At 63.5% G+C, this 21,846-nt stretch carries 18 protein-coding genes; 4 read left to right on the top strand and 14 right to left on the bottom strand.

The genetic code is table 11. The annotated features are described in order from the left end of the window. Window positions 1–112 precede the first annotated feature (112 nt). The 12 genes from purD to ACIPZC_RS23450 all read right to left on the bottom strand — a co-directional run bounded on the left by purD (window position 113) and on the right by ACIPZC_RS23450 (window position 15,232). The gene (gene purD, locus ACIPZC_RS23505; protein ID WP_046787841.1) at window positions 113–1,408 is read right to left on the bottom strand and encodes a phosphoribosylamine--glycine ligase; all 1,296 of its coding nucleotides are present in this window, start codon (window positions 1,406–1,408) and stop codon (window positions 113–115) included. A gap of 167 nt (window positions 1,409–1,575) precedes the next feature. Then, the gene (purH, locus tag ACIPZC_RS23500) at window positions 1,576–3,183 is read right to left on the bottom strand and encodes a bifunctional phosphoribosylaminoimidazolecarboxamide formyltransferase/IMP cyclohydrolase (RefSeq protein ID WP_241806188.1); all 1,608 of its coding nucleotides are present in this window, start codon (window positions 3,181–3,183) and stop codon (window positions 1,576–1,578) included. An 81-nt stretch (window positions 3,184–3,264) separates the two neighbouring features. Beyond that, a complete protein-coding gene (gene fis / locus ACIPZC_RS23495; RefSeq protein WP_008093076.1) occupies window positions 3,265–3,585 on the bottom strand; it encodes a DNA-binding transcriptional regulator Fis in 321 nt (106 codons plus the stop codon). Beyond that, window positions 3,582–4,595 carry a tRNA dihydrouridine synthase DusB gene (gene dusB, locus ACIPZC_RS23490; RefSeq protein ID WP_241806187.1) on the bottom strand — a complete coding sequence of 338 codons (1,014 nt, stop codon included), beginning with the start codon at window positions 4,593–4,595 and terminating at the stop codon, window positions 3,582–3,584. Before dusB ends, fis begins: the two co-directional genes overlap by 4 nt. A 213-nt stretch (window positions 4,596–4,808) precedes the next feature. Then, a complete protein-coding gene (locus ACIPZC_RS23485; protein ID WP_400629838.1) occupies window positions 4,809–6,137 on the bottom strand; it encodes a DUF3426 domain-containing protein in 1,329 nt (442 codons plus the stop codon). 42 nt (window positions 6,138–6,179) lie between these two features. Next, window positions 6,180–7,058 carry a 50S ribosomal protein L11 methyltransferase gene (prmA, locus tag ACIPZC_RS23480; protein WP_400629836.1) on the bottom strand — a complete coding sequence of 293 codons (879 nt, stop codon included), beginning with the start codon at window positions 7,056–7,058 and terminating at the stop codon, window positions 6,180–6,182. A 293-nt stretch (window positions 7,059–7,351) separates the two neighbouring features. After that, on the bottom strand, window positions 7,352–8,707 hold the full coding sequence (accC, locus tag ACIPZC_RS23475; RefSeq protein ID WP_400629834.1) for an acetyl-CoA carboxylase biotin carboxylase subunit: 1,356 nt from the start codon (window positions 8,705–8,707) through the stop codon (window positions 7,352–7,354). Between the two features lie 17 nt (window positions 8,708–8,724). Next, complete coding sequence (gene accB, locus ACIPZC_RS23470; RefSeq protein WP_241806183.1) at window positions 8,725–9,186, bottom strand: acetyl-CoA carboxylase biotin carboxyl carrier protein; 462 nt, start codon at window positions 9,184–9,186, stop codon at window positions 8,725–8,727. A 101-nt stretch (window positions 9,187–9,287) separates the two neighbouring features. Further along, entirely contained in the window at window positions 9,288–9,740 is a 453-nt protein-coding gene (aroQ, locus tag ACIPZC_RS23465) for a type II 3-dehydroquinate dehydratase (protein ID WP_241806182.1), read from the bottom strand. Between the two features lie 179 nt (window positions 9,741–9,919). Continuing rightward, window positions 9,920–11,701 carry a protein-disulfide reductase DsbD gene (locus ACIPZC_RS23460; RefSeq protein ID WP_400629831.1) on the bottom strand — a complete coding sequence of 594 codons (1,782 nt, stop codon included), beginning with the start codon at window positions 11,699–11,701 and terminating at the stop codon, window positions 9,920–9,922. 76 nt (window positions 11,702–11,777) lie between these two features. Next, complete coding sequence (locus ACIPZC_RS23455) at window positions 11,778–13,625, bottom strand: methyl-accepting chemotaxis protein (RefSeq protein WP_400629871.1); 1,848 nt, start codon at window positions 13,623–13,625, stop codon at window positions 11,778–11,780. A gap of 227 nt (window positions 13,626–13,852) precedes the next feature. Beyond that, window positions 13,853–15,232, bottom strand: a complete 1,380-nt coding sequence (locus ACIPZC_RS23450; protein WP_400629829.1) for a diguanylate cyclase — start codon at window positions 15,230–15,232, stop codon at window positions 13,853–13,855. Window positions 15,233–15,477: 245 nt separating this feature from the next. Here ACIPZC_RS23450 and ACIPZC_RS23445 point away from each other — a divergent pair, with 245 nt between their 5' ends. Next, a complete protein-coding gene (locus tag ACIPZC_RS23445; protein WP_241806178.1) occupies window positions 15,478–16,545 on the top strand; it encodes a DUF2333 family protein in 1,068 nt (355 codons plus the stop codon). 2 nt (window positions 16,546–16,547) lie between these two features. Further along, window positions 16,548–17,084 carry an NUDIX hydrolase gene (locus tag ACIPZC_RS23440; RefSeq protein WP_400629827.1) on the top strand — a complete coding sequence of 179 codons (537 nt, stop codon included), beginning with the start codon at window positions 16,548–16,550 and terminating at the stop codon, window positions 17,082–17,084. Here ACIPZC_RS23440 and ACIPZC_RS23435 read toward each other — a convergent pair. Further along, window positions 17,075–17,686 carry a transferase gene (locus tag ACIPZC_RS23435; RefSeq protein WP_400629825.1) on the bottom strand — a complete coding sequence of 204 codons (612 nt, stop codon included), beginning with the start codon at window positions 17,684–17,686 and terminating at the stop codon, window positions 17,075–17,077. The two genes, ACIPZC_RS23440 and ACIPZC_RS23435, sit on opposite strands and share 10 nt — an antisense overlap. Window positions 17,687–17,929: 243 nt before the next feature. Between ACIPZC_RS23435 and ACIPZC_RS23430 the strand changes: the two genes are divergently transcribed. Together ACIPZC_RS23430 and speA are read left to right on the top strand one after the other, a co-directional pair. Then, entirely contained in the window at window positions 17,930–18,301 is a 372-nt protein-coding gene (locus ACIPZC_RS23430; RefSeq protein WP_241806175.1) for a translation initiation factor Sui1, read from the top strand. A gap of 149 nt (window positions 18,302–18,450) precedes the next feature. Then, complete coding sequence (gene speA, locus ACIPZC_RS23425; protein WP_241806174.1) at window positions 18,451–20,364, top strand: arginine decarboxylase; 1,914 nt, start codon at window positions 18,451–18,453, stop codon at window positions 20,362–20,364. Window positions 20,365–20,407: 43 nt separating this feature from the next. On the opposite strand, the gene ACIPZC_RS23420 is transcribed toward speA, so the two are convergent. Next, complete coding sequence (locus ACIPZC_RS23420; RefSeq protein WP_400629822.1) at window positions 20,408–21,745, bottom strand: MATE family efflux transporter; 1,338 nt, start codon at window positions 21,743–21,745, stop codon at window positions 20,408–20,410. Window positions 21,746–21,846: the final 101 nt, after the last annotated feature.

The raw sequence follows: 21,846 nt of genomic DNA, 5'->3' as shown, positions 1-21,846 counted from the left end.
GTGCCGTGGAGTAACTATGCGCGGCGCGCCAAGTCGAAGGCAAGGCCCCGATGGGGCCATGTCGACGAGCCGAAAGCCGCACGCGCAAGACGCTGCGGCTATCCGGTCAAGGTTATTGCTGGTGTTCACCGCGCTCGCGGGCAATGGCCCGATAGCCGATGTCGGTACGGTAGAAGCTACCGTTCCAGGTGACTTCCTTGGCGAGGCGGTAAGCCTGCTGCTGGGCATCTGCGACCGTGCTGCCCATGGCCGTGGCGCAGAGCACGCGGCCACCGTTGGTCACGACCTGGCCGTCCTTGAGCGAAGTACCGGCATGGAACACCTTGCCTTCGATCTTGGCTGCGGCCTCCAGGCCACTGATCGCGTCGCCCTTGGCGTAGTCGCCCGGGTACCCGCCGGCAGCCAGCACCACACCCAGGCTCGGGCGCGGGTCCCACTGCGCTTCGACCTTGTCCAGCGCCTTGGCGAAAGCGGCTTCGATCAACAGCACCAGGCTCGATTCCAGGCGCAGCATGACTGGCTGGGTTTCCGGGTCGCCAAAGCGGCAGTTGAACTCGATGACCTTGGGGTTGCCCGCCTTGTCGATCATCAGGCCGGCATACAGGAAGCCGGTGTACACGTTGCCTTCTTCGGCCATGCCGCGCACGGTCGGCCAGATCACCTGGTCCATCACGCGCTGGTGGACATCGGCGGTAACGACTGGGGCAGGGGAGTAGGCACCCATGCCGCCCGTGTTCGGGCCGGTGTCCTGGTCACCTACGCGCTTGTGGTCCTGGCTGGTGGCCATTGGCAGCACGTTGTGGCCGTCGACCATCACGATGAAGCTGGCTTCCTCGCCGTCGAGGAACTCTTCGATCACCACGCGCGAACCAGCGTCGCCAAAGGCGTTGCCTGCGAGCATGTCACGCACGGCGGCTTCGGCTTCTTCCAGGGTCATGGCGACGATCACGCCTTTGCCTGCAGCCAGGCCGTCGGCCTTGATCACGATCGGCGCGCCTTTTTCCTGCAGGTAGGCCAGGGCCGGCTCGATCTCGGTGAAGTTCTGGTAGTCGGCGGTCGGGATCTTGTGGCGAGCCAGGAAGTCCTTGGTGAATGCCTTGGAGCCTTCCAGCTGGGCCGCGCCCTTGGTCGGGCCGAAGCAGTCCAGGCCGCGGCTGCGGAACAGGTCCACCACACCGATGACCAGTGGCGCCTCGGGGCCCACGATGGTCAGGTCGACGTTCTTCTCGGCGAAGTCTGCCAGTTGCTCAAGGGCTGTCACGTCGATGGCAACGTTCTCGCACTTGGCTTCAATGGCGGTACCGGCGTTGCCAGGGGCGACGAATACTTTCTCGACGCGTGGGTCCTGGGCGACTTTCCAGGCCAGGGCGTGCTCACGGCCGCCGCTGCCAATGATCAAAACTTTCATTACAGGCTCCTTCGGAGAAGCTGCAAGCTGCAAGCGTCAAAAGAAAGCGGTTGGCGCTGATCCTTTCACGTGCTCACAACTCAGGGATTCAAGGGGCTGTGGCTGCAAGCAGGAGCAATTTGCCCTGCTCTTGCTTGCAGCTTGCAGCGTAAAGCTTGCCGCTGCTATCAGTGGCGGAAGTGGCGCATACCGGTGAATACCATGGCGATGCCGGCTTCGTCAGCGGCAGCGATCACCTCGGCATCGCGCATCGAACCACCGGGCTGGATCACGGCGCTGATACCCACTTTAGCGGCATTGTCGATGCCATCACGGAACGGGAAGAACGCGTCCGACGCCATGACCGCACCTTGTACTTGCAGGCCGGCATGCTCTGCCTTGATGGCAGCGATGCGCGCGGAGTTGACGCGGCTCATCTGGCCAGCGCCGACGCCGATGGTCTGGCGCTGCTTGGCGTAGACGATGGCATTGGACTTGACGAACTTGGCCACCTTCCAGGCGAACACCAGATCGTGGATTTCCTGCTCGGTCGGTGCACGCTTGGTGACGATCTTCAGGTCTTCGGCGGTGATCATGCCGTTGTCGCGGCTCTGCACCAGCAGGCCACCGTTGACGCGCTTGAAGTCCCAACCGGCGGCACGCTCGGCTGGCCACTCGCCGCACTCCAGCAGACGTACGTTCTGCTTGGCAGCCACCACGTCGCGGGCAGCCTGGGAGATTTTCGGGGCGATGATCACTTCGACGAACTGGCGCTCGACGATGGCCTTGGCGGTTTCGCCGTCCAGTTCACGGTTGAAGGCGATGATGCCGCCGAAGGCCGACTCGCTGTCGGTGGCGTAGGCCAGGTCGTAGGCCTTGCGGATACCGCCCTCGTCCTCAGGCACCACGGCGACGCCGCAGGGGTTGGCGTGCTTGACGATGACGCAGGCCGGCTTGACGAAGCTCTTCACGCACTCCAGCGCGGCGTCGGTGTCGGCCACATTGTTGAACGACAGCGCCTTGCCCTGCAGCTGGATGGCGGTGGAAACGCTGGCTTCGCCTTTGTTGGCTTCAACGTAGAACGCCGCGCTCTGGTGCGGGTTCTCGCCATAGCGCATTTCCTGAGCCTTGACGAACTGGCTGTTGAAGGTGCGCGGGAACTCGCTGCGTGCTTCAGTGGACAGCGTGTCCTTGGCCTGGTCGATGGTGCCCATGTAGTTGGCGATCATGCCGTCGTACGCCGCCGTGTGCTCGAAGGCCTTGAGCATCAGGTCGAAACGCTGGGCGTAGGTCAGGCCGCCGGCCTTGAGGCCTTCGAGGACGCTGGCGTAGTCGCCGGCGTTGACCACGATGGCGACGTCCTTGTGGTTCTTGGCAGCCGAACGGACCATGGTCGGGCCGCCGATGTCGATGTTCTCGATGGCGGTCGGCAGGTCGCAGCCAGGCTTGGCAATGGTGGCTTCGAACGGGTACAGGTTGACGGCGACCAGGTCAATCGGCTTGATGCCGTGCTCGTTCATGATTGCGTCGTCGACACCGCGACGGCCGAGGATGCCGCCGTGGATCTTCGGGTGCAGGGTCTTGACCCGGCCGTCCATCATTTCGGCGAAGCCCGTGTAGTCGGCCACTTCCACCGCGTTCACGCCGTTGTCCTTGAGCAGCTTGTAGGTGCCGCCGGTGGACAGGATCTCGACACCGAGCTGCTGCAGCTCACGAGCGAATTCGAGGATACCGGTCTTGTCGGAGACGCTGATCAGGGCGCGGCGGACTGGCAGGCGGGTAGTCTGGTCGGTCATTTCGGATTCCAATAACGCGGTGGAGTCAGCAAAAAAGGCGCCTCTGTTCAGGGAGCCGCCTTTTCTGATTGGGATTCTGGCTTACAACAAGTCGTACTGCTTGAGTTTCTTGCGCAGGGTGCCTCGGTTGAGCCCGAGCATCTCGCTGGCCTTGGTCTGGTTGCCCTTGACGTAATTCATCACGCTTTCGAGCAGGGGCGCCTCTACTTCGGAGAGCACCAGGTTGTACACGTCAGTGACGGTAGCGCCTTCCAGGTGTGCGAAGTAGTTGTGCAGCGCCTTCTCGACGCTGTCACGAAGGGTCTGGCCCTCTTCGCTCGGCGTGTTGAGGTGCTGTTTGAGGTTGGCGTTGTCGCTCACGGGCGTTGTTCCACTCACTAATGTCTCGGTCATCATCGTCATGCGGCCACCCCTTGTCCGTCCTCTGTCTCAAGGCTCTGTCGACGTTCGCTGAAAAAAGCTCGAACGTTGGCGCACTGCGCTTGTGTGTCTTCCAAAGCGTTGAACCGGGAGCGAAACTCCTTGCCGCCGGGTCGTGTTGCCAGGTACCAGCCGACGTGCTTACGGGCGATACGTACGCCCATCACATCGCCATAGAAGGCGTGCAGCGCGGCAAGGTGCTCCAGCAGGATACGTTCCACTTCGTCCAGCTGCGGGGCCGGCAAATGCTGGCCCGTCCCCAGGTAATGCTCGATCTCGCGAAAGATCCAGGGCCGCCCTTGGGCGGCCCTGCCAATCAGCAGACCGTCGACGCCGGTGGCGTCCAGCACCGCCCGGGCCTTTTCTGGCGAAGTGATATCGCCGTTGGCAAAAACCGGAATGGACACCGCCTGCTTGATGGCAGCGATGGTGTCGTATTCGGCTTCGCCGGTGTACAGGTCGGCGCGTGTGCGGCCATGCACCGCCAGCGCCTGGATGCCAGCCTGCTCGGCGATTCTCGCCACGTTCAGGCCGTTCTTGTTCGCCCGGTCCCAACCGGTGCGGATCTTCAGGGTCACCGGGACGTCCACCGCGCCGACCACGGCGTGGAGAATCTCGCTGACCAGCGCTTCATCTCTCAATAAAGCAGAGCCTGCAGCTTTGTTGCAGACTTTTTTTGCCGGGCAACCCATGTTGATATCGATGATCTGGGCGCCAGCTTCGACGTTGGCCCTGGCAGCCGCTGCCATCATCTGCGCATCGCCACCGGCGATCTGTACCGAGCGTGGCTCGGGATCGCCTTCGTGAATGCGGCGCAGGCTGGACTTGCGGCTGTTCCACAGGCTCATGTCGCTGCTGACCATCTCCGACACCACCATGCCCGCGCCCAGGCGCTTGCAAAGTGTACGGAAAGGCTGGTCCGTGACCCCGGCCATGGGCGCGAGGATCAGGTTGTTACGTAGTGTATATGGGCCGATGCGTACCGCCGACATAGGTGTTCCCTGTTGTGGGGCCGAATCATTGGAGTCGAAAAAGGGTTGGCATAATACCCGCTCTCGGTGACCGGATAAAGATGGATTTGGATAAATTCTGAACAGTTGCAGGCTTATGACCAGGCGCTACAAGCTGCAAGCTGCAAGCTGCAAGCGGCAAGAGGGAGCAGACCGGTTGTCGGCTCGCTTCTCTTGCCGCTTGCAGCTCGGCGTCTATTCGGGGGAGCGGAAGCTCAAGCTGTAATTCACCGCTCTAGGGCCAGGGTCGAGGATATCCAGGGCAATGTGGATGGGCGTCTGGCTGGGCATTTCGCCACGGCCGGCCAGTTCACCCGAAAGATACTCGCTCGGCTTGAAGCGCCGGCTGGCGATCAATTGGCCATTGAGGTCGGCAAAACGCAGCTCCAGCAGGGGGAACGGCTGGGCGAAGGGGGCGCGGTTGTAGATGATCGCGTCGACGATCAGCGCGCCTTTGAAGTCCGGGTGGCTGCGCACTACCAGGTTGCTGCTCTTGATCCGGCCAATATCGACGCGGGTAGGCACCTCGCAGCCGAGCATCGGGCACAGCTGCTGGAAGAGCGGGCGATACTGGTCCTGGCGCGCCATTTCATCGAAATGGAACCACACGTACTGGAAGGCCAGCAGGCCGGCGGCCAGCAGCGTGAGCACGCTCCAGAGCACGCGTTTGCCCCAGTGGGGGCGCGGCTTTTCCCAGCCCAGTTGCAAAGGGTCGTCGACCACGTCGATGAGCGGCTCCTTGCGTGACGCACGCGAGGCCTTGGCGGTGAAGCCAGGTTCAAGGCGCTCGCCGGTCAGCCCCGGGGCAGGGGTGTCATCGTGCGCCGAAAGATGCAGATCCGTATCGTCATCATCACGGGCACTCAGGCCCTTTTCGTGAACGGGTTCGTCATCTGGCGGCAGCCGCTCGGGGAAGTCGTTGGGGTTGTCGCGCTCGGCGGGCCGATGCACGGCAGGTTCATCATCGAAGTCCAGGTCCAGGTTGCCGTCCAGCGTGGGCTCGGTGCGATCGCCCGGGGCAGGCTCCAGGTCCAGCGGCTCTGGCTTGAGCAGTACCGGGGCGGGCTCTTCGGGCTCCAGCGGCTCATGGTGATCGTCGGTCGCATTACCGAACGGCTCGTCGCCATGGGGCTCGGCGGCGGGCTCGTTACGCCGCGCTTGTAGTGCATCGACAGGGGCGGCGGGGCGCGGCTCGTCTGCCTTGCCACGGCGTTCGAGGCGGGCCAGTTCCTGGTCCAGGTCAAGTTCGTCGAGGGCTTGAGCTGTGGCTGCCCAGTCTTGCGGCTCGGCGGCTGGGCGCTCGCTGACCGGTGGCTCGGGCGCAGTGACTGGCCCAACCGCCGGGATTGGCGGCACTGCCGGGGCGGCGCTGGCGCGGTTCTGCTCCAGCAGTTGCTTCGCCGCGTTGAACACCTGCAGGCAATGGCCGCAGCGCACGACCCCACGCGCCACGCTCAATTGGTGGTGGGTGACGCGAAAGCTGGTCTGGCAATGCGGGCACTGGGTGACGAAACTGTCGGTCATGCGGCGATCCGGGAGCTGTGCAGAAAAGTATTTTAGGCCCGCTTAGCGGCGGCGACCACTGATGCGTACCCAGCCGTCGCGTACGACGATCGGGTCCAGCTCGAAGTCGGCAGCGTAAGCTGCGGCCACTTCCTCACCCTGTTCGGCAAGGATGCCTGACAATGCGAGCAGGCCGCCTGGGCGTACCAGGCCGGACAGCTGCGGCGCCAGCGAGACCAAAGGGCCTGCGAGGATATTGGCGACCAGCACGTCGGACTGCATGGCCGGCATATGCTCGGGCAGGTACAGCGCCAGCTTCTCGTCGGCGACGCCGTTGCGCTGGGCGTTGTCACGCGAGGCTTCGATGGCCTGCACGTCGATGTCGGTACCGACCGCTTCGCGTGCGCCCAACAACAGTGCGGCAATCGCCAGAATGCCCGAACCGCAGCCGAAGTCCAGGACCTGGGTGCCTTCGAGCTGCTGGCCGTCGAGCCATTCCAGGCACAGGGCGGTGGTTGGGTGGGTGCCGGTGCCAAAGGCCAGGCCTGGGTCAAGCAGCAGGTTCACGGCGTCCTTTTCCGGAGCCTCGTGCCAGCTTGGCACGATCCACAAGCGGCGGCCGAAGCGCATTGGCTGGAAGTTGTCCATCCAGCTGCGTTCCCAATCCTGATCCTCGATCACTTCGGCCTGGTGTTCCGGCAGCTGCGTGCCGGTCAGCAGGCGCAGGTGAGCGAACACCTGTTCAGGGTCGGCGTCGGCCTCGAACAGTGCCAGCAGGTGGGTATGCGACCACAGCGGCGTGGTGTTGAGGTCGGGTTCGAAGATCGGCTGGTCTTCGGCGTCCATGAACGTGACCGACACGGCGCCGACTTCGAGCAGGGCGTCTTCGTAGGTTTCGGCTTGTTCCGGGCTGATGGCCAGGCGTACTTGCAGCCAAGGCATGGCGGGCACCTTTGGTAAATCGAGAGGGGCAGCCCGAGGCTGCGCGAAGGCTGGCAGTTTACGCGAGTGCGGGGTGTTTGTGGATGGCTTGAGGCGCTGCCTGCAGCCCACTGGCCGGCAAGCCGGCTTCCTTAGGCCCTTCAGTGTTTTTCAGTGTGGTGATCTGACCGAAGGCGCTGCTTTGCCCGCGATCGGGCCAGTAAATGGGGTGCTGCATGACCGTTGGCGTGAAAAAGCCCCACAAAAAACCCCGGCACAGGGCCGGGGTTCGGGGTTGCATCACGCTAACGCGATCACTCCTGGTTGGCCAGTTTGTGCTCGAGGTAGTGGATGTTCACGCCGCCTTTGCAGAAACCTTCATCACGCACCAGGTCGCGGTGCAGCGGGATGTTGGTCTTGATGCCGTCGACGACGATTTCGTCCAGGGCGTTGCGCATGCGGGCCATGGCTTCATCGCGGTCTTTGCCGTAGGTGATCAGCTTGCCGATCAGCGAGTCGTAGTTCGGCGGAACCGAATAACCGCTGTACAGGTGCGAATCGACGCGAACGCCGTTGCCACCCGGGGCGTGGAAGTGCTTGACCTTGCCTGGGCTCGGAATGAACTTCTTCGGGTCTTCTGCGTTGATCCGGCACTCCAGCGAGTGACCGCGGATCACCACGTCTTCCTGACGGATCGACAGCTTGTTGCCAGCGGCGATGCTGAGCATCTCCTTGACGATGTCGATACCGGTGACCATCTCCGAGACCGGGTGCTCAACCTGCACACGGGTATTCATTTCAATGAAGTAGAAACGGCCGTTTTCGTACAGGAACTCGAAGGTGCCGGCACCACGGTAGCCGATCTCGATGCAGGCATCGACGCAACGCTTGAAGACTTCCTGGCGGGCCTCCTCGTCGATGCCCGGAGCAGGTGCTTCTTCCAGTACTTTCTGGTGACGACGCTGCAGCGAGCAGTCGCGGTCGCCCAGGTGGATGGCGTTGCCCTGGCCGTCGGACAGCACCTGAACTTCCACGTGACGTGGGTTGGTCAGGAACTTCTCCAGGTAGACCATCGGGTTGCCGAAGGCGGCACCGGCTTCGGTACGGGTGAGCTTGGCCGAGGCGATCAGGTCCTCTTCCTTGTGCACCACGCGCATACCGCGGCCACCACCACCACCGGCGGCCTTGATGATCACCGGGTAGCCGACGTCACGGGCGATCGCCAGGGCGACCTCTTCGTCTTCCGGCAGCGGGCCATCGGAACCTGGTACGGTCGGTACGCCGGTCTTGATCATCGCGTCCTTGGCCGACACCTTGTCGCCCATCAGGCGAATGGTATCGGCGCGCGGGCCGATGAAGGCGAAACCGGACTTCTCCACCTGCTCGGCGAAGTCGGCGTTCTCTGCGAGGAAGCCGTAACCCGGGTGGATGGCGGTAGCGCCTGTCACTTCAGCAGCGGCGATGATCGCCGGGATGTGCAGGTACGAATCTTTGGACGAAGCAGGACCAATGCAGACCGACTCGTCTGCCAGGCCCAGGTGCATCAGTTCACGGTCGGCCGTGGAGTGCACGGCGACGGTCTTGATGCCCAGTTCTTTGCAGGCACGCAGGATCCGCAGGGCAATTTCCCCGCGGTTGGCGATCAGGACTTTTTCCAGCTTCCCAGACATCGTTGGCTCTCCGCGAATCAAACGATGGTGAACAGCGGCTGGTCGAACTCAACCGGCTGACCGTCTTCCACCAGGATGGCGTCGATAACGCCGCCGATATCGGCTTCGATGTGGTTCATCATCTTCATCGCTTCGACGATGCACAGCGTGTCGCCTTTCTTCACGCTCTGGCCCACTTCAGCGAAGTTCGGCGAGGTCGGCGAAGGTTTGCGGTAGAAGGTACCGACCATTGGCGAGCGGATCACGGTGCCTTTGAGCGCCGGGGCGGTGGCGGCAGCTTCGGCAGCCGGCGCAGCAGCAGCGACCGGAGCAGCGGCAGGTGCGGCAGCCATTGGCGCAGGTGCGTAGAACTGCTGAGCGGCTGGGGTCTTGCTGTGACGGCTGATACGGACCGACTCTTCGCCTTCCTTGATCTCCAGTTCGTCGATGCCAGACTCTTCCAGCAGCTCGATCAGTTTCTTGACTTTACGGATATCCATTAATCATCAACTCCCAAAGGTTCGGTCAGGGGGCATAAGTTAAAAACGTATCTGAAACGTTTTTCTCGAACCCCGGCCCACTCAGGCCAGGGCTTCTATCATCAGGGCTGTGCGTTGGCAGCCAGTTGTTCCAGTGCGGCCTCCAGGGCCAGGCGATACCCGCTGGCGCCCAGACCGCAGATCACCCCTACGGCTACATCGGAGAAGTAGGAGTGGTGACGGAACGGTTCGCGTTTGTGCACGTTTGACAGGTGCACTTCGATGAATGGGATGCTCACCGAAAGCAATGCGTCACGTAATGCGACGCTTGTGTGGGTGAAAGCAGCCGGATTGATCAGGATGAAGTCCACACCCTCGTTGCGTGCGGCGTGAATCCGGTCGATCAGCTCGTACTCGGCATTGCTCTGCAGGTATTGCAGGTGATGGCCTGCGGCGCGCGCGCGCTGCTCCAGGTCCTGGTTGATCTGGGCCAGGGTCACGGCGCCGTAGTGGCTCGGTTCGCGAAGCCCGAGCATGTTCAGGTTGGGGCCGTGAAGCACCAGTAGCGTTGCCATCTGCAGATTCCTTGGATTTGTAGGGCAATTCGACACAGCGCGGCGAGTGTGCCGTAAAGCGACCGCAAGTGTCCAGTTCCCGGCAATAGCCAGCACGATGTCCGAGGTTCGCGCGAAGTATGTGACCAAAAAATTAAATCTGGTCACTCCTTCGCAGAATTATGCCGGCACGCGGGAAGTTATAGACCGAGTTTGCCGCGCACGCGCGCCAGAATACCCGCGAATTCGGCGGCGTTTATCTCGCCAATGACCCGATCGGTGATCATTTCGCTGCCGTTCGCGGCAAAGAACAACAGTGCAGGCGGGCCGAACAGCTGATAGCGGTCGAGCAGGGTACGTTGCTCGGCGTTGCTTTCGGTGATGTCGAAACGCAGCAACTTGAAGGCGCTCAGTTGGGGTTGGACCTGCGCTGCGTTGAGGACTTCATGCTCGATGACCTTGCAACTGATGCACCAGTCGGCGTACCAGTCGAGCAACACGGGCTGCCCCGCAGCTTCCGCCTCGGCCAGTGCCGCGTCGAGTGCAGCCGGCGTGGTGACGGTTTGCCAGGCATCCACCGAGGCTGCCGGGCCACTGCCGGCACTTGCCGGCGCGGGTGCTGGCAATGGGCGCAGCGGGTCGCCCTGGCCATGCAGGGCGCCGTACCAGCAGGCCAGGCCGTACACCAGCAGGGCCAGGCCCAGCAGTTGCGCCAGGCGTTGGCGTGGCGCCTTGACCACGAACTCCAGCGCCCCGAGGAAAACGGCCACGCCCACGCTCAGGAACCCGACCAGCAACAAGGTCGCCGGCCCCGGCAGTACGCGGCTGAGCAGGCCGATGGCCAGGCCCAGCAGCAGTACACCAATAGCGTTTTTCACGGTGTTCAGCCAAGGCCCGCTCTTTGGCAGCCAGGCCGCGCCCCCCGTGGCCACCACCAACAACGGCGCGCCCATGCCCAGGCCCAGGGCGAACAGTTTGAGAGCGCCACCCAGGGCGTCACCGCTGGCACTGATATACAGCAAGGCGCCGGCCAGAGGTGCCGAGACGCACGGCGAAACCAGCAGGCTGGACAGCACGCCCAGCACCGCTGCGCCCAGCAGCGAGCCGCCCTTGGTGCGGTGGGCGAGGGAATCGAGGCGATTGCTCAAGGCCTGTGGCAGTTTGAGTTCGAACAGGCCGAACATGGCCAGGGCGAACAGCACAAAGAACAGCGCGAAAGGCACCAGGACCCACGCCGATTGCAGCCGCGCCTGCAGGTTCAGGCTCGCACCGAACAGGCCCATCAATGCGCCCAGCATGGCGAAACTGGCGGCCATGGCCAGCACATAGGCCAGCGACAGGGCCAGGCCGCGCAGGCCACCGACCTGGCCACGCAAGACCACGCCAGAGAGGATCGGCAGCATCGGCAACACGCAGGGAGTGAAGGTCAGGCCAACCCCGGCGAGGAAGAACAGCAGCAGTGATTTCCAGCTCCAGCCTTGTTCGCTGGCCGTCGCGGGGGCGTCGGCGGTGCTACCCCCTGCGCCGTCGATGCTCAGGCGTGCCGTCTCTGGCGGGTAGCACAGGCCCTTGTCGGCACAGCCCTGGTAGCCGACCAGCAGGGTGAAGGCGCGAGCGTCGGTGCGCGGCAGTTCGATGTCCAGTACGCCGTGGTAGACCTCAACGTCGCCGAAGAACTCATCGTGTTTGGCCTCGCCCTTGGGAATGTTCGGCGAGCCCAGGGCGATGTCTGCCGGCTCGGTGCGGAACTGGAAGCGATGGCGGTAGAGGTAATAGCCGTCGGTGGCGACGAAGCGCAGCTTGAGGGTGTGCGCATCAGCCTGGACCAGGCTGAGCTTGAAGGCTTCGTGTACTGGCAGAAAGTCTGCGCTGTTGCTCAGCGAGGCGGCGCCGAGGGTGGCGCTGGGGCGGTTGTCGAGCAGGCCCGTGGCGAAGGCAGGGCTGGCCAGCAGCAGGAAAAGCAGGAAAAACAGGCGGCGCATGGCGTCCTCGCGGGGTGGAACGTGCCGGGCATGATAACGGAGTTGGCCTTCGTTGGGGGGCGGGGCAGGCAAACGATCACAGCCTGAAGGCCCGCACCGCCCGGTTCAGTTCGCCACCAAGGGTCAGCAATTGCTCGCCCTGCTCACGCCCTTCACCGATGCGCTGCAGGTTGTCTTCACCCAGTTCATGAATCCGCTCGCTGTGCCCCCGGATCTCGCTCACCGCATCACTCTGCTGGGCCGTGACGTCAGCAATGCGCACTGCGGTATTGGCTATGGTGCGGATCGCGTTGACGATTTCGTCCAGCGCGCCATCGGCAGCCTGTGCCTGGTCAGCTGTAGCTTGGGCGTGTTCCAGTTGCGCGCGCATGCCCGTCACCGATTCCCTTGCCGCCTGCTGCAGCCGGTCGATCAAGGCCTGGATCTCGCCAGTGGCGCCAGTGGTGCGTTGCGCCAGCGAGCGTACCTCGTCTGCGACCACGGCAAAGCCGCGGCCCATCTCGCCCGCGCGGGCGGCTTCGATGGCGGCGTTCAACGCCAGCAGGTTGGTCTGCTCGGCGATCGACCTGATCACCGTGAGCACACCGCCGATGGTGGCCGACTCCTCGGCCAGCTGTTCGATCATGCGTGCGTTGCCCTGTACTTCATCGACCAGCGTACGCAGCCCGCCAAGGCTCTGGCCGATAACCGTCTGGCCTTGCTCCACGGCGCGGCCGGCAGCGCGGCTGGCATCGGCCGCAGAGCTGGCATCACCGGCCACTTGCAAAATGGTTGCCTCCAGTTCGCCCAGTGCATCGCGGATCTGCCCGGTGTCACCCGCCTGGCGCTCTGCGCCGTCATGCAGGGCAGCGCTCATGCCGGCCAGTGCGTGACTGCTGCCGGCCACCTGCTCGGCGTTGTGGCGGATGGTGCCGACCAGCTCTACCAGGTACTGGCGCAGGCGATTGAGCGATTCCTGGATGTCGTGCAACTCGCGGTTGGTCTTGCCCAGGACGATGGGGGCGGCGAAGTCGCCTTCGGCCCATCGTGACAGCGCCGGGGCCAAGCCAGTCAGGGTACGCGTCAGCCGCCGCTGCAGGGTGTCGATGAGCAGGGCGATCAGCAGGATCAGGCCGATCATCAGGCCCTGGATCAGGCGCACTTCGCTGGCGATACGTGCATGCTGGCCGCGCACTTCAGGCTCAAGGCTGGCAATGGCCTTTTGCACGGCGTCGAGCCGTTCGTTGGTGCTGGCGGCCAGCACGGTACGCCGTTCGATCTGGTCGCGGGTCCGTTGCAGTTCGCCGGGGTAGCGGTTGAGCAGGCTTTGCAGTTCGCGCTTGAGGCCCACGGCAACGTCTTCCTGCTCCCCTGCGGTCTGCGTTTCCAGGCCCATCATGGCAGCGAAATCATCGGCGTTGGATTCGGCGGCGCGGGTCACGCCCAGCAACGGCAGGTTGTCGATGACCTGAGCCTGGGCGCGGATCAATTGCAGCTCGCGTTCCACCTCGTCGGCCAGCTCGGCCCGCCCGCTGCTGACCAGTTTGTCACGGGCCAGCGACAGGCGGCCCAGGTGGACGCTGGCGTCGAACAACGGCAGCAGATAACGGCTAGCCTGGCTGCTGGCGCTGTCGCGGGCATAGTTGGCCAGCTGTTCGAGATTGGCGCCCAGTTCACGTTCGGCCTGCAACAGCAGGGCTTGAGGGTCGCCGGCCAGTTTGCCGGCCGCGAGCAGCTCGTTGGCGGTGAAGGCTTGCAGGCTATCAAGGCTTGGGCGCAATTGGCCGGCCAGCGCTTCAGGCCAGTCGGCGAGTGCCTGCGCAAGCTGTTGGTTGGCCTCCAGCGCCGCGGCATGGCGCAGGGCGTCGCCGCTGCCCAGATAGGCCTGGATGTTGCGCGCGGCCTGGTTCTGGAACTGCTGGGACAGGCCCAGATAGCGTTCCATCAATTGATAGGGGCGCTCCAGGGCACGCTGCGACCACCACAGGGTTGCACCCAGCGCGATACACACGGTCACCAGTAACAGGGTGTTGAAATTGGTCAGCCACTTCAGGCGCATAGCCGCTAACTTCCTGCGGGGGTGGGGAGGTAGGTGCCTGAAGTTATTGCTATTTTGTGACGCGGTGATGACGATGGTGGCTCAAGGCTATCTTGTTGGCGCGGGTCGGCCGCTCAGGGCTCGACCCGTACCACACAGTTGCGCCCGGCATGCTTGGCCCGATACAGCGCCTCATCTGCGGTGCTGGCCATGCTCAATGCATCGAGCTCATCGTCCAGTTGCACGATCCCGGCACTGAAGGTGCACTGCAGGTCGCAGGGCTGCGCGGGGTAGAGGATTTCGGCGAAGCGCCGGCGAATCTCGTCCAGCACCTTGTGGGCGGCATCCAATGCGGTGTTGGGCATGACGATGGCGAATTCTTCGCCGCCATAGCGGCCGATGAAGTCGGTCTTGCGCAGCCGTTGCTTGAGAAAAAGCGCCAGGCTCTTGATCACCCGGTCGCCCATGGGGTGGCCATGGCGGTCGTTGATCTTCTTGAAGTGGTCGATGTCGAGCATGGCAAAGCTCAGCGGCTGGCCCTCGCGACGGGCGCGAAAGCTACAGTCCTCCAGCAGTTGCAGGATGTGCGTGTGGTTGTACAGGCCGGTAAGGCTGTCGCGGACCATGCGCGACTTGAGGTGGCGCGCACGTGCAGCGCGGTTGCGCACGGTGGTGATCAGGTGGCGTGAGCGGATCGGCTTGGTCAAAAAGTCGTCGCCGCCCTCGCTCATGGCATCGAGCTGTTTGTCCAGGTCGTCCTCGGCGGACAGGTAGATGATCGGTACGCTGACGTAGCGGTCGTTGTGGCGGATCACCTTGGCCAGTTCCGGGCCGGAGCAGGCGGGCATGTAGAGGTCGAGAATGATCAGGTCGGGCTGAAAATCAGCCAGCTCGGCCATGGCGCGGATCGGGTCGGTCAGGCTGCGGGTGATCATGCCGGCGCTGCCCAGCACGCGTTCGGTGTGCAGCGCCTGGGTGCGTGAGTCGTCGATGATCAGCACGCGCAGTGGTTCAAGCGGCGCGGTGCTGGTCATGATCTCAAGCTTCTCAAGCAGGCTGGAGGCCTCCAGTGTGCCGGTGAGAAACGCTTGGCCACCTGCGCGCACGGCGGCCAGACGCGTTGGCGTGTCCGCTTCGTTCAGGCTGAAGAACAACAGCGGGATCGGCTGCTCCAGCCCCGACTGCACCTGCGCCGCCAGTTGCATACCGCAGCCCGGCCCGCCGAAGTCGACATCCATCACGATGGCAGATGGCCCCAGCTCTGCCACAGAGGCCAGCAACGCGTCGACGCTGAACAGCGGTTGCACGCTCAGGCCGAAGAACTCCAGCTGCTGGGCCAGACGCTCGGCACGTTCGTGGTCGCGCAGCAGCAGATACACCGGCCTGCGGGCAGGTGGCAGGGTCAACTGGTCAAGTTGGTCGCCCTTGCGCAAACCTGTGCGCGACAGGCGTTGCAGCAGTTGATCGAGCTCCTGCTTGAGGCGCTCTTGGCTCGGCTCCGCGGCTTGGGTCATGTCCTGACTACTTATTAGTGGATGTGCAGGTGCGATGATGGCTCTATGCTAGCAGTTCTTTTCACCCATGCGAGTGCGGCGGATCAACAAAGCGTTGATGAGGAATATTCAGTTACTGACTGATTGGTCGCTTATGCGTACGGTGGTGTCTGCTTTATAGTGCAGCAACATGGGCTTGCCGTGGCACCCTGGCACTGGCCTGTGGTCAAAAGCCCTGAACCGTCGTGACTGATAAGGACAAAGCCATGCTGGACTGGAAAAACCGCGAGGCCAAGGCCGAGCCCCGTGAGCGTGTCGATGGCCGCGGTGCTGCCGCCCGTGGCTATTTGGGTGGCCTCTGGAGCCGAGCCCTGGGAACCCTGATCGGGTTGTACCTGCTGGTCTGCATCGGCTTGGGCTGGTACTGGAGCCAGGAACCGGAGCTGTTCCCGGTGCAGCAGACCGCCCAGGCAGCCGCCGAGCGAAATGGCCAACAGATGGTGATTGGTTACACCACCATCGAAACGCTCAAGACTGTGGCCGAAACCCTGCTGAACAAGCCGGGCGGCTACATTTCCAACGATCGCTTCCCGCCGGGGCTGTGGATGGACAACATGCCGAGCTGGGAATACGGCGTGCTGGTCCAGGTGCGTGACCTGTCCCGCGCAATGCGTAAAGACTTCGCCCGCTCGCAGTCGCAATCTACCGAGGACGCGGACCTGGCCAAAGCGGAGCCGCGCTTCAACTTCGATAACAAGAGCTGGATCCTGCCATCCAGCGAGTCGGAGTTCGAAGAGGGCATCAAATCGCTTGCCCGCTATCAGGCTCGCCTGGCTGCAGGCGACAAGGGCGCGATTTTCTACACCCGTGCCGACAACCTGAACAACTGGCTGGGCGATGTCGCCACGCGCCTGGGCTCGCTGTCGCAGCGCCTGTCGGCCAGCGTCGGCCGGGTCAAGCTCAACACCACACTGAAGACCGAGTCGGTGGTTGCCGGCCAGGCGCCGCAGGTGGACGAGGAGGTGGTGGAGACCCCATGGCTGCAGATCGACAACGTGTTCTACGAGGCCCGTGGCCAAGCCTGGGCGCTGTCGCACCTGCTGCGGGCTATCGAGGTGGACTTCGCTGACGTATTGGCGAAGAAGAATGCCACCGTCAGCGTGCGCCAGATCATCCGTGAACTGGAGGCCTCGCAAGAGGCGCTGTGGAGTCCGATGGTGCTCAATGGCAGTGGTTTCGGCATGTGGGCCAACCACTCGCTGGTCATGGCCAACTACATTTCCCGGGCCAACGCTGCGGTCATCGATCTGCGCCAGCTGCTGTCGCAGGGTTGAATATGGCCATCAGCCCCAAAGAGGCCGCCCACCGGGCGGCCTCCGACCGAGAGCTGGTTGCCTGGGTGGACGAAGCCGACCAGGTGCTTGGTGCGCTGCCAAGGGCCGAGCTGCGTGAGCGGGGCCTGATCGGCCGGTGTACCTTCATTCTGCTGTTCAACGGCGCAGGGCAACTCTGCGTACACCGGCGTACCTTGAGCAAGGCGCTATACCCAGGTTACTGGGATGTGGCAGCAGGCGGCATGGTGGCCGCGGGCGAGTCGTATGCCGTCTCGGCAGCCCGCGAGCTGGCCGAGGAACTGGGTGTCGAAGGCGTGGCGCTGCAATTTCATGAGCGGTTCTATTTCGACCAGCCGGATAACCGCCTGTGGTGCGCGGTGTATTCGGCGGTGTCCGATGCGCCTTTGCGGCTGCAGCCGGAGGAGGTGAGCGAAGCGCGTTTCGTCAGCCTCGCACAGGTCGCAGAAGATCAGCATATCTACCCTTACTGCCCTGACTCCTTGGCAGCGCTGGCGCGCTACAAGGCTGCTCAGTCGTAGGCGAACTGGTCGATCAGCCCCAGGCGCGGCACCCGGGTACCGGGCTCGAGCACTGCGCCAGGGGCGATGACCGCGTTCGCACCTATCCTGCAACCATCGCCTATCAAGGCGCCGAACTTGCGCACCCCGGTGTCGAGGGTCGCCTGTGCGTGGCGAATCCTGATGACGGCCCCCTCCAGTTCATTGCGGTAGTTGGCGATGATCGCCCCGGCTTCGATATTGACGTTGGCCCCGATCAGCGAGTCGCCGACGAAGTTGAAATGGGCCAACTTGCTCGAATCGAGCATGAAGCTGCTTTTCACCTCGCAGCTTGGCCCGACGATGCAGTTGCTGGCGATGTAGACGCCGCCTCGCAGGTAGGCACCCGCAGCCACGAAGGCCCCGGGGCCAATGATGATTGCCCCCTTCAGCACCGCCCCGGGCTCAACGACGGCGGTGTGATGAATGGCATGATCACCCTGGCGCCGATACCCTGCGTCGAGGCGCGTCATCAGGGACAGGACCTGGCTTTCACATGCCTGGGTCACGCCCCATGGGGTGGGCACGGCTACGCCAAGCTCGTGCCAGCTGGAGATGAACGTACCGATTTGAGGTGTCGTCATGGGCCTGTCTCCTGGGTAAGACGCGCCAGTTTGCATCAACGCAGGCGCCGACAGGCGGCGAAGTCGCAAAACATTCGCATAATGGCGCATTCCAGTACTTAGCAATTGCCTGTTTTATCGTTACACTGCGCGCCCTTTTCGGGCTGCCGCAGGTCTTGCGGCAGTAGCGCCGCCCCTGCCAGAGTGGGGCTTCGCGGTCGGCTCCTGCCGACCAGTTTTTGTCCTCAGCACAGAGGAACAAAAGTGGCCAAGAAAGCTTCTTCCTTTTCCGCCCTTGGCGGTCTCGTGTTCTCCACCGACGCCGGTCGGCACTGCCCCGACTGCAGCCAGCCGGTGGATGCCTGCATCTGCAAGCAGCAAACCCTCCCCGAAGGCGACGGCATCGCCCGTGTTCGCCGTGAGAGCAAAGGCCGTGGCGGCAAGACCGTGACCACCGTCACCGGTGTACCGCTGCCGCCAGACCAGCTCAAAGCGCTGGCCACCACGCTCAAGCGCCGCTGCGGTACCGGCGGTGCCCTGAAAGACGGGGTTATCGAGATCCAGGGCGACCATGTCGAGCTGTTGATCGGCGAGCTGACCAAACAGGGTTTCAAGGCGAAAAAGTCCGGGGGCTGAGGCCATCCCGCGACTTTTTGCCCAGCGCTTTCTAAACTCGTTCCCGCGACCAGGGTCTATTCCTGGGCACGGATGAATCGTCATTTCCAGCTTTTACACTGCGCCCGCCACCATGTGGGGCAGTGTCTTCGACTTTATAGGGGACTTGAATGTCCGTACGACGCACACGCAAAGACGATGGTAGCCAATGGACCGTGGCCGACAGCCGCAGTGTTTATGGCATCCGCCATTGGGGCGCTGGTTATTTCGCCATCAATGAAGCCGGGCGCGTCGAAGTGCGCCCCAACGGCCCTCAAAGCGCGCCGATCGACCTGTTCGAGCAGGTCGATGAGCTGCGCCAGAGCGGTTTGTCGCTGCCGCTGTTGGTACGCTTCCCCGATATTCTGCAGGACCGCGTGCGCCAGCTGACCGGTGCCTTCGACGCCAACATCGCGCGCCTCGAGTACCAGAGCCAGTACACCGCGCTGTATCCGATCAAGGTCAACCAGCAGGAAGCGGTGGTAGAGAACATCATCGCCACGCAAAACGTTTCCATCGGCCTGGAAGCGGGCTCCAAGCCTGAGCTGCTGGCGGTGCTTGCGCTGGCACCGAAGGGCGGCACCATCGTCTGCAACGGCTACAAGGACCGTGAGTTCATCCGCCTGGCGCTGATGGGGCAAAAGCTCGGCCACAACGTGTTCATCGTCATCGAGAAAGAGTCCGAGGTGGCGCTGGTGATCGAAGAGGCCGCCGAGCTCAAGGTCAAGCCGCAGGTTGGGCTGCGCGTCCGCTTGTCGTCGCTGGCTTCGAGCAAGTGGGCAGACACCGGTGGCGAGAAGTCCAAGTTCGGCCTTTCTGCTGCCCAGCTGATTTCGGTCGTGCAGCGCTTCCGCGATGCCGGGCTGGACCAGGGCATCCGTCTGCTGCACTTCCACATGGGCTCGCAGATCGCCAACCTGGCCGACTACCAGCACGGCTTCAAGGAGGCCATCCGCTACTACGGCGAGCTCCGTGCCCTGGGGCTGCCGGTCGACCATATCGACGTAGGTGGTGGCCTGGGTGTGGACTACGACGGTACCCACTCGCGCAACGCCAGCTCGATCAACTACGACATGGACGACTATGCCGGCGTGGTGGTGGGCATGCTCAAGGAGTTCTGTGACGCCCAGGGCCTGCCGCATCCGCATATCTTCTCCGAGAGTGGTCGCTCGCTGACTGCGCACCATGCCATGCTGGTGATCCAGGTGACCGACGTCGAGAAACACAACGACGACGTGCCGACCATCGAAAACAAGGAAAGCCTGCCCGAGACCGTGCAGTGGCTGGCCGACCTGCTCGGCCCGACCGACATCGAGATGGTCACCGAGACCTACTGGCGCGCTACGCACTACATGGGTGACGTGGCGGCGCAGTACGCCGATGGCAAGATCAGCCTGAGCGAAAAGGCCTTGGCCGAGCAGTGCTACTTTGCTGTGTGCCGCCGCCTGCACAACTCGCTGAAGGCCCGCCAGCGCTCGCACCGCCAGGTGCTGGATGAACTGAACGACAAGCTGGCCGACAAGTACATCTGCAACTTCTCGGTATTCCAGAGCCTGCCGGACACCTGGGCCATTGGCCAGGTACTGCCGATCATCCCGCTGCACCGCCTGGACGAAGAGCCGCTGCGCCGCGCCGTGCTGCAGGACCTGACCTGCGACTCCGACGGCAAGATCAACCAGTACGTCGACGAGCAGAGCATCGAGACCAGCATGCCGGTGCACTCGCTCAAGGACGGTGAGGACTACCTGCTGGGGGTGTTCCTGGTCGGTGCCTACCAGGAAATTCTGGGTGACATGCACAACCTGTTCGGTGACACCGACTCGGTGAACATCTACCAGCACGCCGACGGCAGCGTGTACCACGCCGGTATCGAGACCCACGACACCATCGAAGACATGCTGCGCTACGTGCACCTGTCGCCGGAGGAGTTGATGACCCACTACCGCGACAAAGTGGCCAGCGCCAAGATCACTGCGCGCGAGCGGACCCAGTTCCTCGATGCACTGCGCCTGGGGCTGACCCGGTCTTCGTACTTGTCGTCGTGATTGTCACGGCTGCTCCTGCTATCCCTGCAGGAGCAGCCTTGCATCAGTGAATCCATAGCCCTTTTCGTTGCAGGCGCCAGCCCGTCCAACCCAGCGTAACCGCCCGTAACGCCATGAACCCGAGAAACGCCAACCACAACCCGTGGTTGCCAAACCCACTCATGGCCCACGCCAGCGGCAATGCCATCAGCACCGAAACCAGCATCGCATTGCGCATCTCCCGCGCCCGCGTCGCACCGATGAACAGCCCGTCCAGCACGTAACTCCACACCGCAACCAATGGCAGCACCGCCAGGTACGGCAGGTACGGGTATGCCGCCGCGCGCACACTGTCGATGTCGGTCTGCAGGTCGATGAACACATGCCCGGCCAGCAGGAACAGCCCGGCAAACCCCAGGCTGGTGATCAATGACCATCCACAGGCCACGACCAGTGAGCGGCGCAGGGTGTCCCGATCGCGGGCACCGATGGCATGGCCGCACAGGGCCTCCACGGCATGCGCCAGCCCGTCCAGGGCGTAGGCGGTGAGCAGCAGGCCGTTGAGCAGCAGGGCGTTTGCCGCCACCGTCGCTTCGCCCAAGCGGGCGCCTTGCACAGTGATCAGCAGGAACACCAGCTGCAGGGCCAGGCTGCGTAGGAAGATATCGCGGTTGACGGAAAGCAACGGCCGCCAGGCTTGCCAGCGCTTGAGTGCCGCCCAGGCGATATGCCCGGGGTAGGCGCGCAGGGCAGGGCGGGTCAAGGCCAGCCCCAGCAGTGCGGCCGCCCACTCGGCGATCACCGACGCCCGCGCCGACCCCAGCACACCCCACTCCAGGCCAAGCACGAACCATAGGTTGAGAGCGATGTTCAGCAGGTTGGTGGTCAGCAGGATGGCCAGCGGCGCGCGGGCATTCTGTGTGCCGAGGAACCAGCCGACCAGCGCGTAGCTGGCCAGCGCCGCCGGCAGGCCGAGCAGGCGGGTATGGAAGAAGGCCTCGGTCGATTGCTGCAAGGCTTGGCTCGGTTGCATCGCGTGCAGCGCCAGTTGGCTGAAGGGCAGGGCGAGCAGGCCGATGAGCACGGCAAAGCCCACCGCTAGCAGCAGGGCTTGCACCAGTACCTGGCGCAACGCAGCACCATCGGCCCGCCCTGCGGCCTGGGCAGCGAAGCCGGTGGAGCCCATGCGCAGGAAGCCCATCAGGCCGACCATGAAGGTGAACAGCGTGGCGCCTACGGCCACTGCGCCAAGCTGATGGGCGTGGGGCAGGTGACCGATAACCGTGCTGTCTACCAAGGCTACCAATGGCACCGAGATGTTGGACAGGATCATCGGCGCGGCCAGGGCCCAGACGTTGCGGTGGGTGAGGCGGTGGCGCCAGTCGGTGGCAATTTGCGACATTTGTGTTCCTGAGAAAGCAGGCCGCTATGTGCCCTTCTGGATCGAGAGGCCGCATTGTACCGGCCAGCCACCTGCCGTTGCGCTATAGTTGCTGCCTTCAC

The sequence above is a fragment of the Pseudomonas sp. NPDC089743 genome (assembly GCF_044748785.1).
Classification (GTDB): domain Bacteria; phylum Pseudomonadota; class Gammaproteobacteria; order Pseudomonadales; family Pseudomonadaceae; genus Aquipseudomonas; species Aquipseudomonas putida_X.
This window is presented reverse-complemented; position numbering and strand designations above follow the sequence as displayed.

Coding starts and splice junctions, on each gene's coding strand:
- purD (WP_046787841.1), bottom strand. CDS start 1,408: ATGAAAGTTTTGATCATTGGCAGCGGCGGCCGTGAGCACGCCCTGGCC.
- purH (WP_241806188.1), bottom strand. CDS start 3,183: ATGACCGACCAGACTACCCGCCTGCCAGTCCGCCGCGCCCTGATCAGC.
- fis (WP_008093076.1), bottom strand. CDS start 3,585: ATGACGATGATGACCGAGACATTAGTGAGTGGAACAACGCCCGTGAGC.
- dusB (WP_241806187.1), bottom strand. CDS start 4,595: ATGTCGGCGGTACGCATCGGCCCATATACACTACGTAACAACCTGATC.
- ACIPZC_RS23485 (WP_400629838.1), bottom strand. CDS start 6,137: ATGACCGACAGTTTCGTCACCCAGTGCCCGCATTGCCAGACCAGCTTT.
- prmA (WP_400629836.1), bottom strand. CDS start 7,058: ATGCCTTGGCTGCAAGTACGCCTGGCCATCAGCCCGGAACAAGCCGAA.
- accC (WP_400629834.1), bottom strand. CDS start 8,707: ATGTCTGGGAAGCTGGAAAAAGTCCTGATCGCCAACCGCGGGGAAATT.
- accB (WP_241806183.1), bottom strand. CDS start 9,186: ATGGATATCCGTAAAGTCAAGAAACTGATCGAGCTGCTGGAAGAGTCT.
- aroQ (WP_241806182.1), bottom strand. CDS start 9,740: ATGGCAACGCTACTGGTGCTTCACGGCCCCAACCTGAACATGCTCGGG.
- ACIPZC_RS23460 (WP_400629831.1), bottom strand. CDS start 11,701: ATGCGCCGCCTGTTTTTCCTGCTTTTCCTGCTGCTGGCCAGCCCTGCC.
- ACIPZC_RS23455 (WP_400629871.1), bottom strand. CDS start 13,625: ATGGAACGCTATCTGGGCCTGTCCCAGCAGTTCCAGAACCAGGCCGCG.
- ACIPZC_RS23450 (WP_400629829.1), bottom strand. CDS start 15,232: ATGACCCAAGCCGCGGAGCCGAGCCAAGAGCGCCTCAAGCAGGAGCTC.
- ACIPZC_RS23445 (WP_241806178.1), top strand. CDS start 15,478: ATGCTGGACTGGAAAAACCGCGAGGCCAAGGCCGAGCCCCGTGAGCGT.
- ACIPZC_RS23440 (WP_400629827.1), top strand. CDS start 16,548: ATGGCCATCAGCCCCAAAGAGGCCGCCCACCGGGCGGCCTCCGACCGA.
- ACIPZC_RS23435 (WP_400629825.1), bottom strand. CDS start 17,686: ATGACGACACCTCAAATCGGTACGTTCATCTCCAGCTGGCACGAGCTT.
- speA (WP_241806174.1), top strand. CDS start 18,451: ATGTCCGTACGACGCACACGCAAAGACGATGGTAGCCAATGGACCGTG.
- ACIPZC_RS23420 (WP_400629822.1), bottom strand. CDS start 21,745: ATGTCGCAAATTGCCACCGACTGGCGCCACCGCCTCACCCACCGCAAC.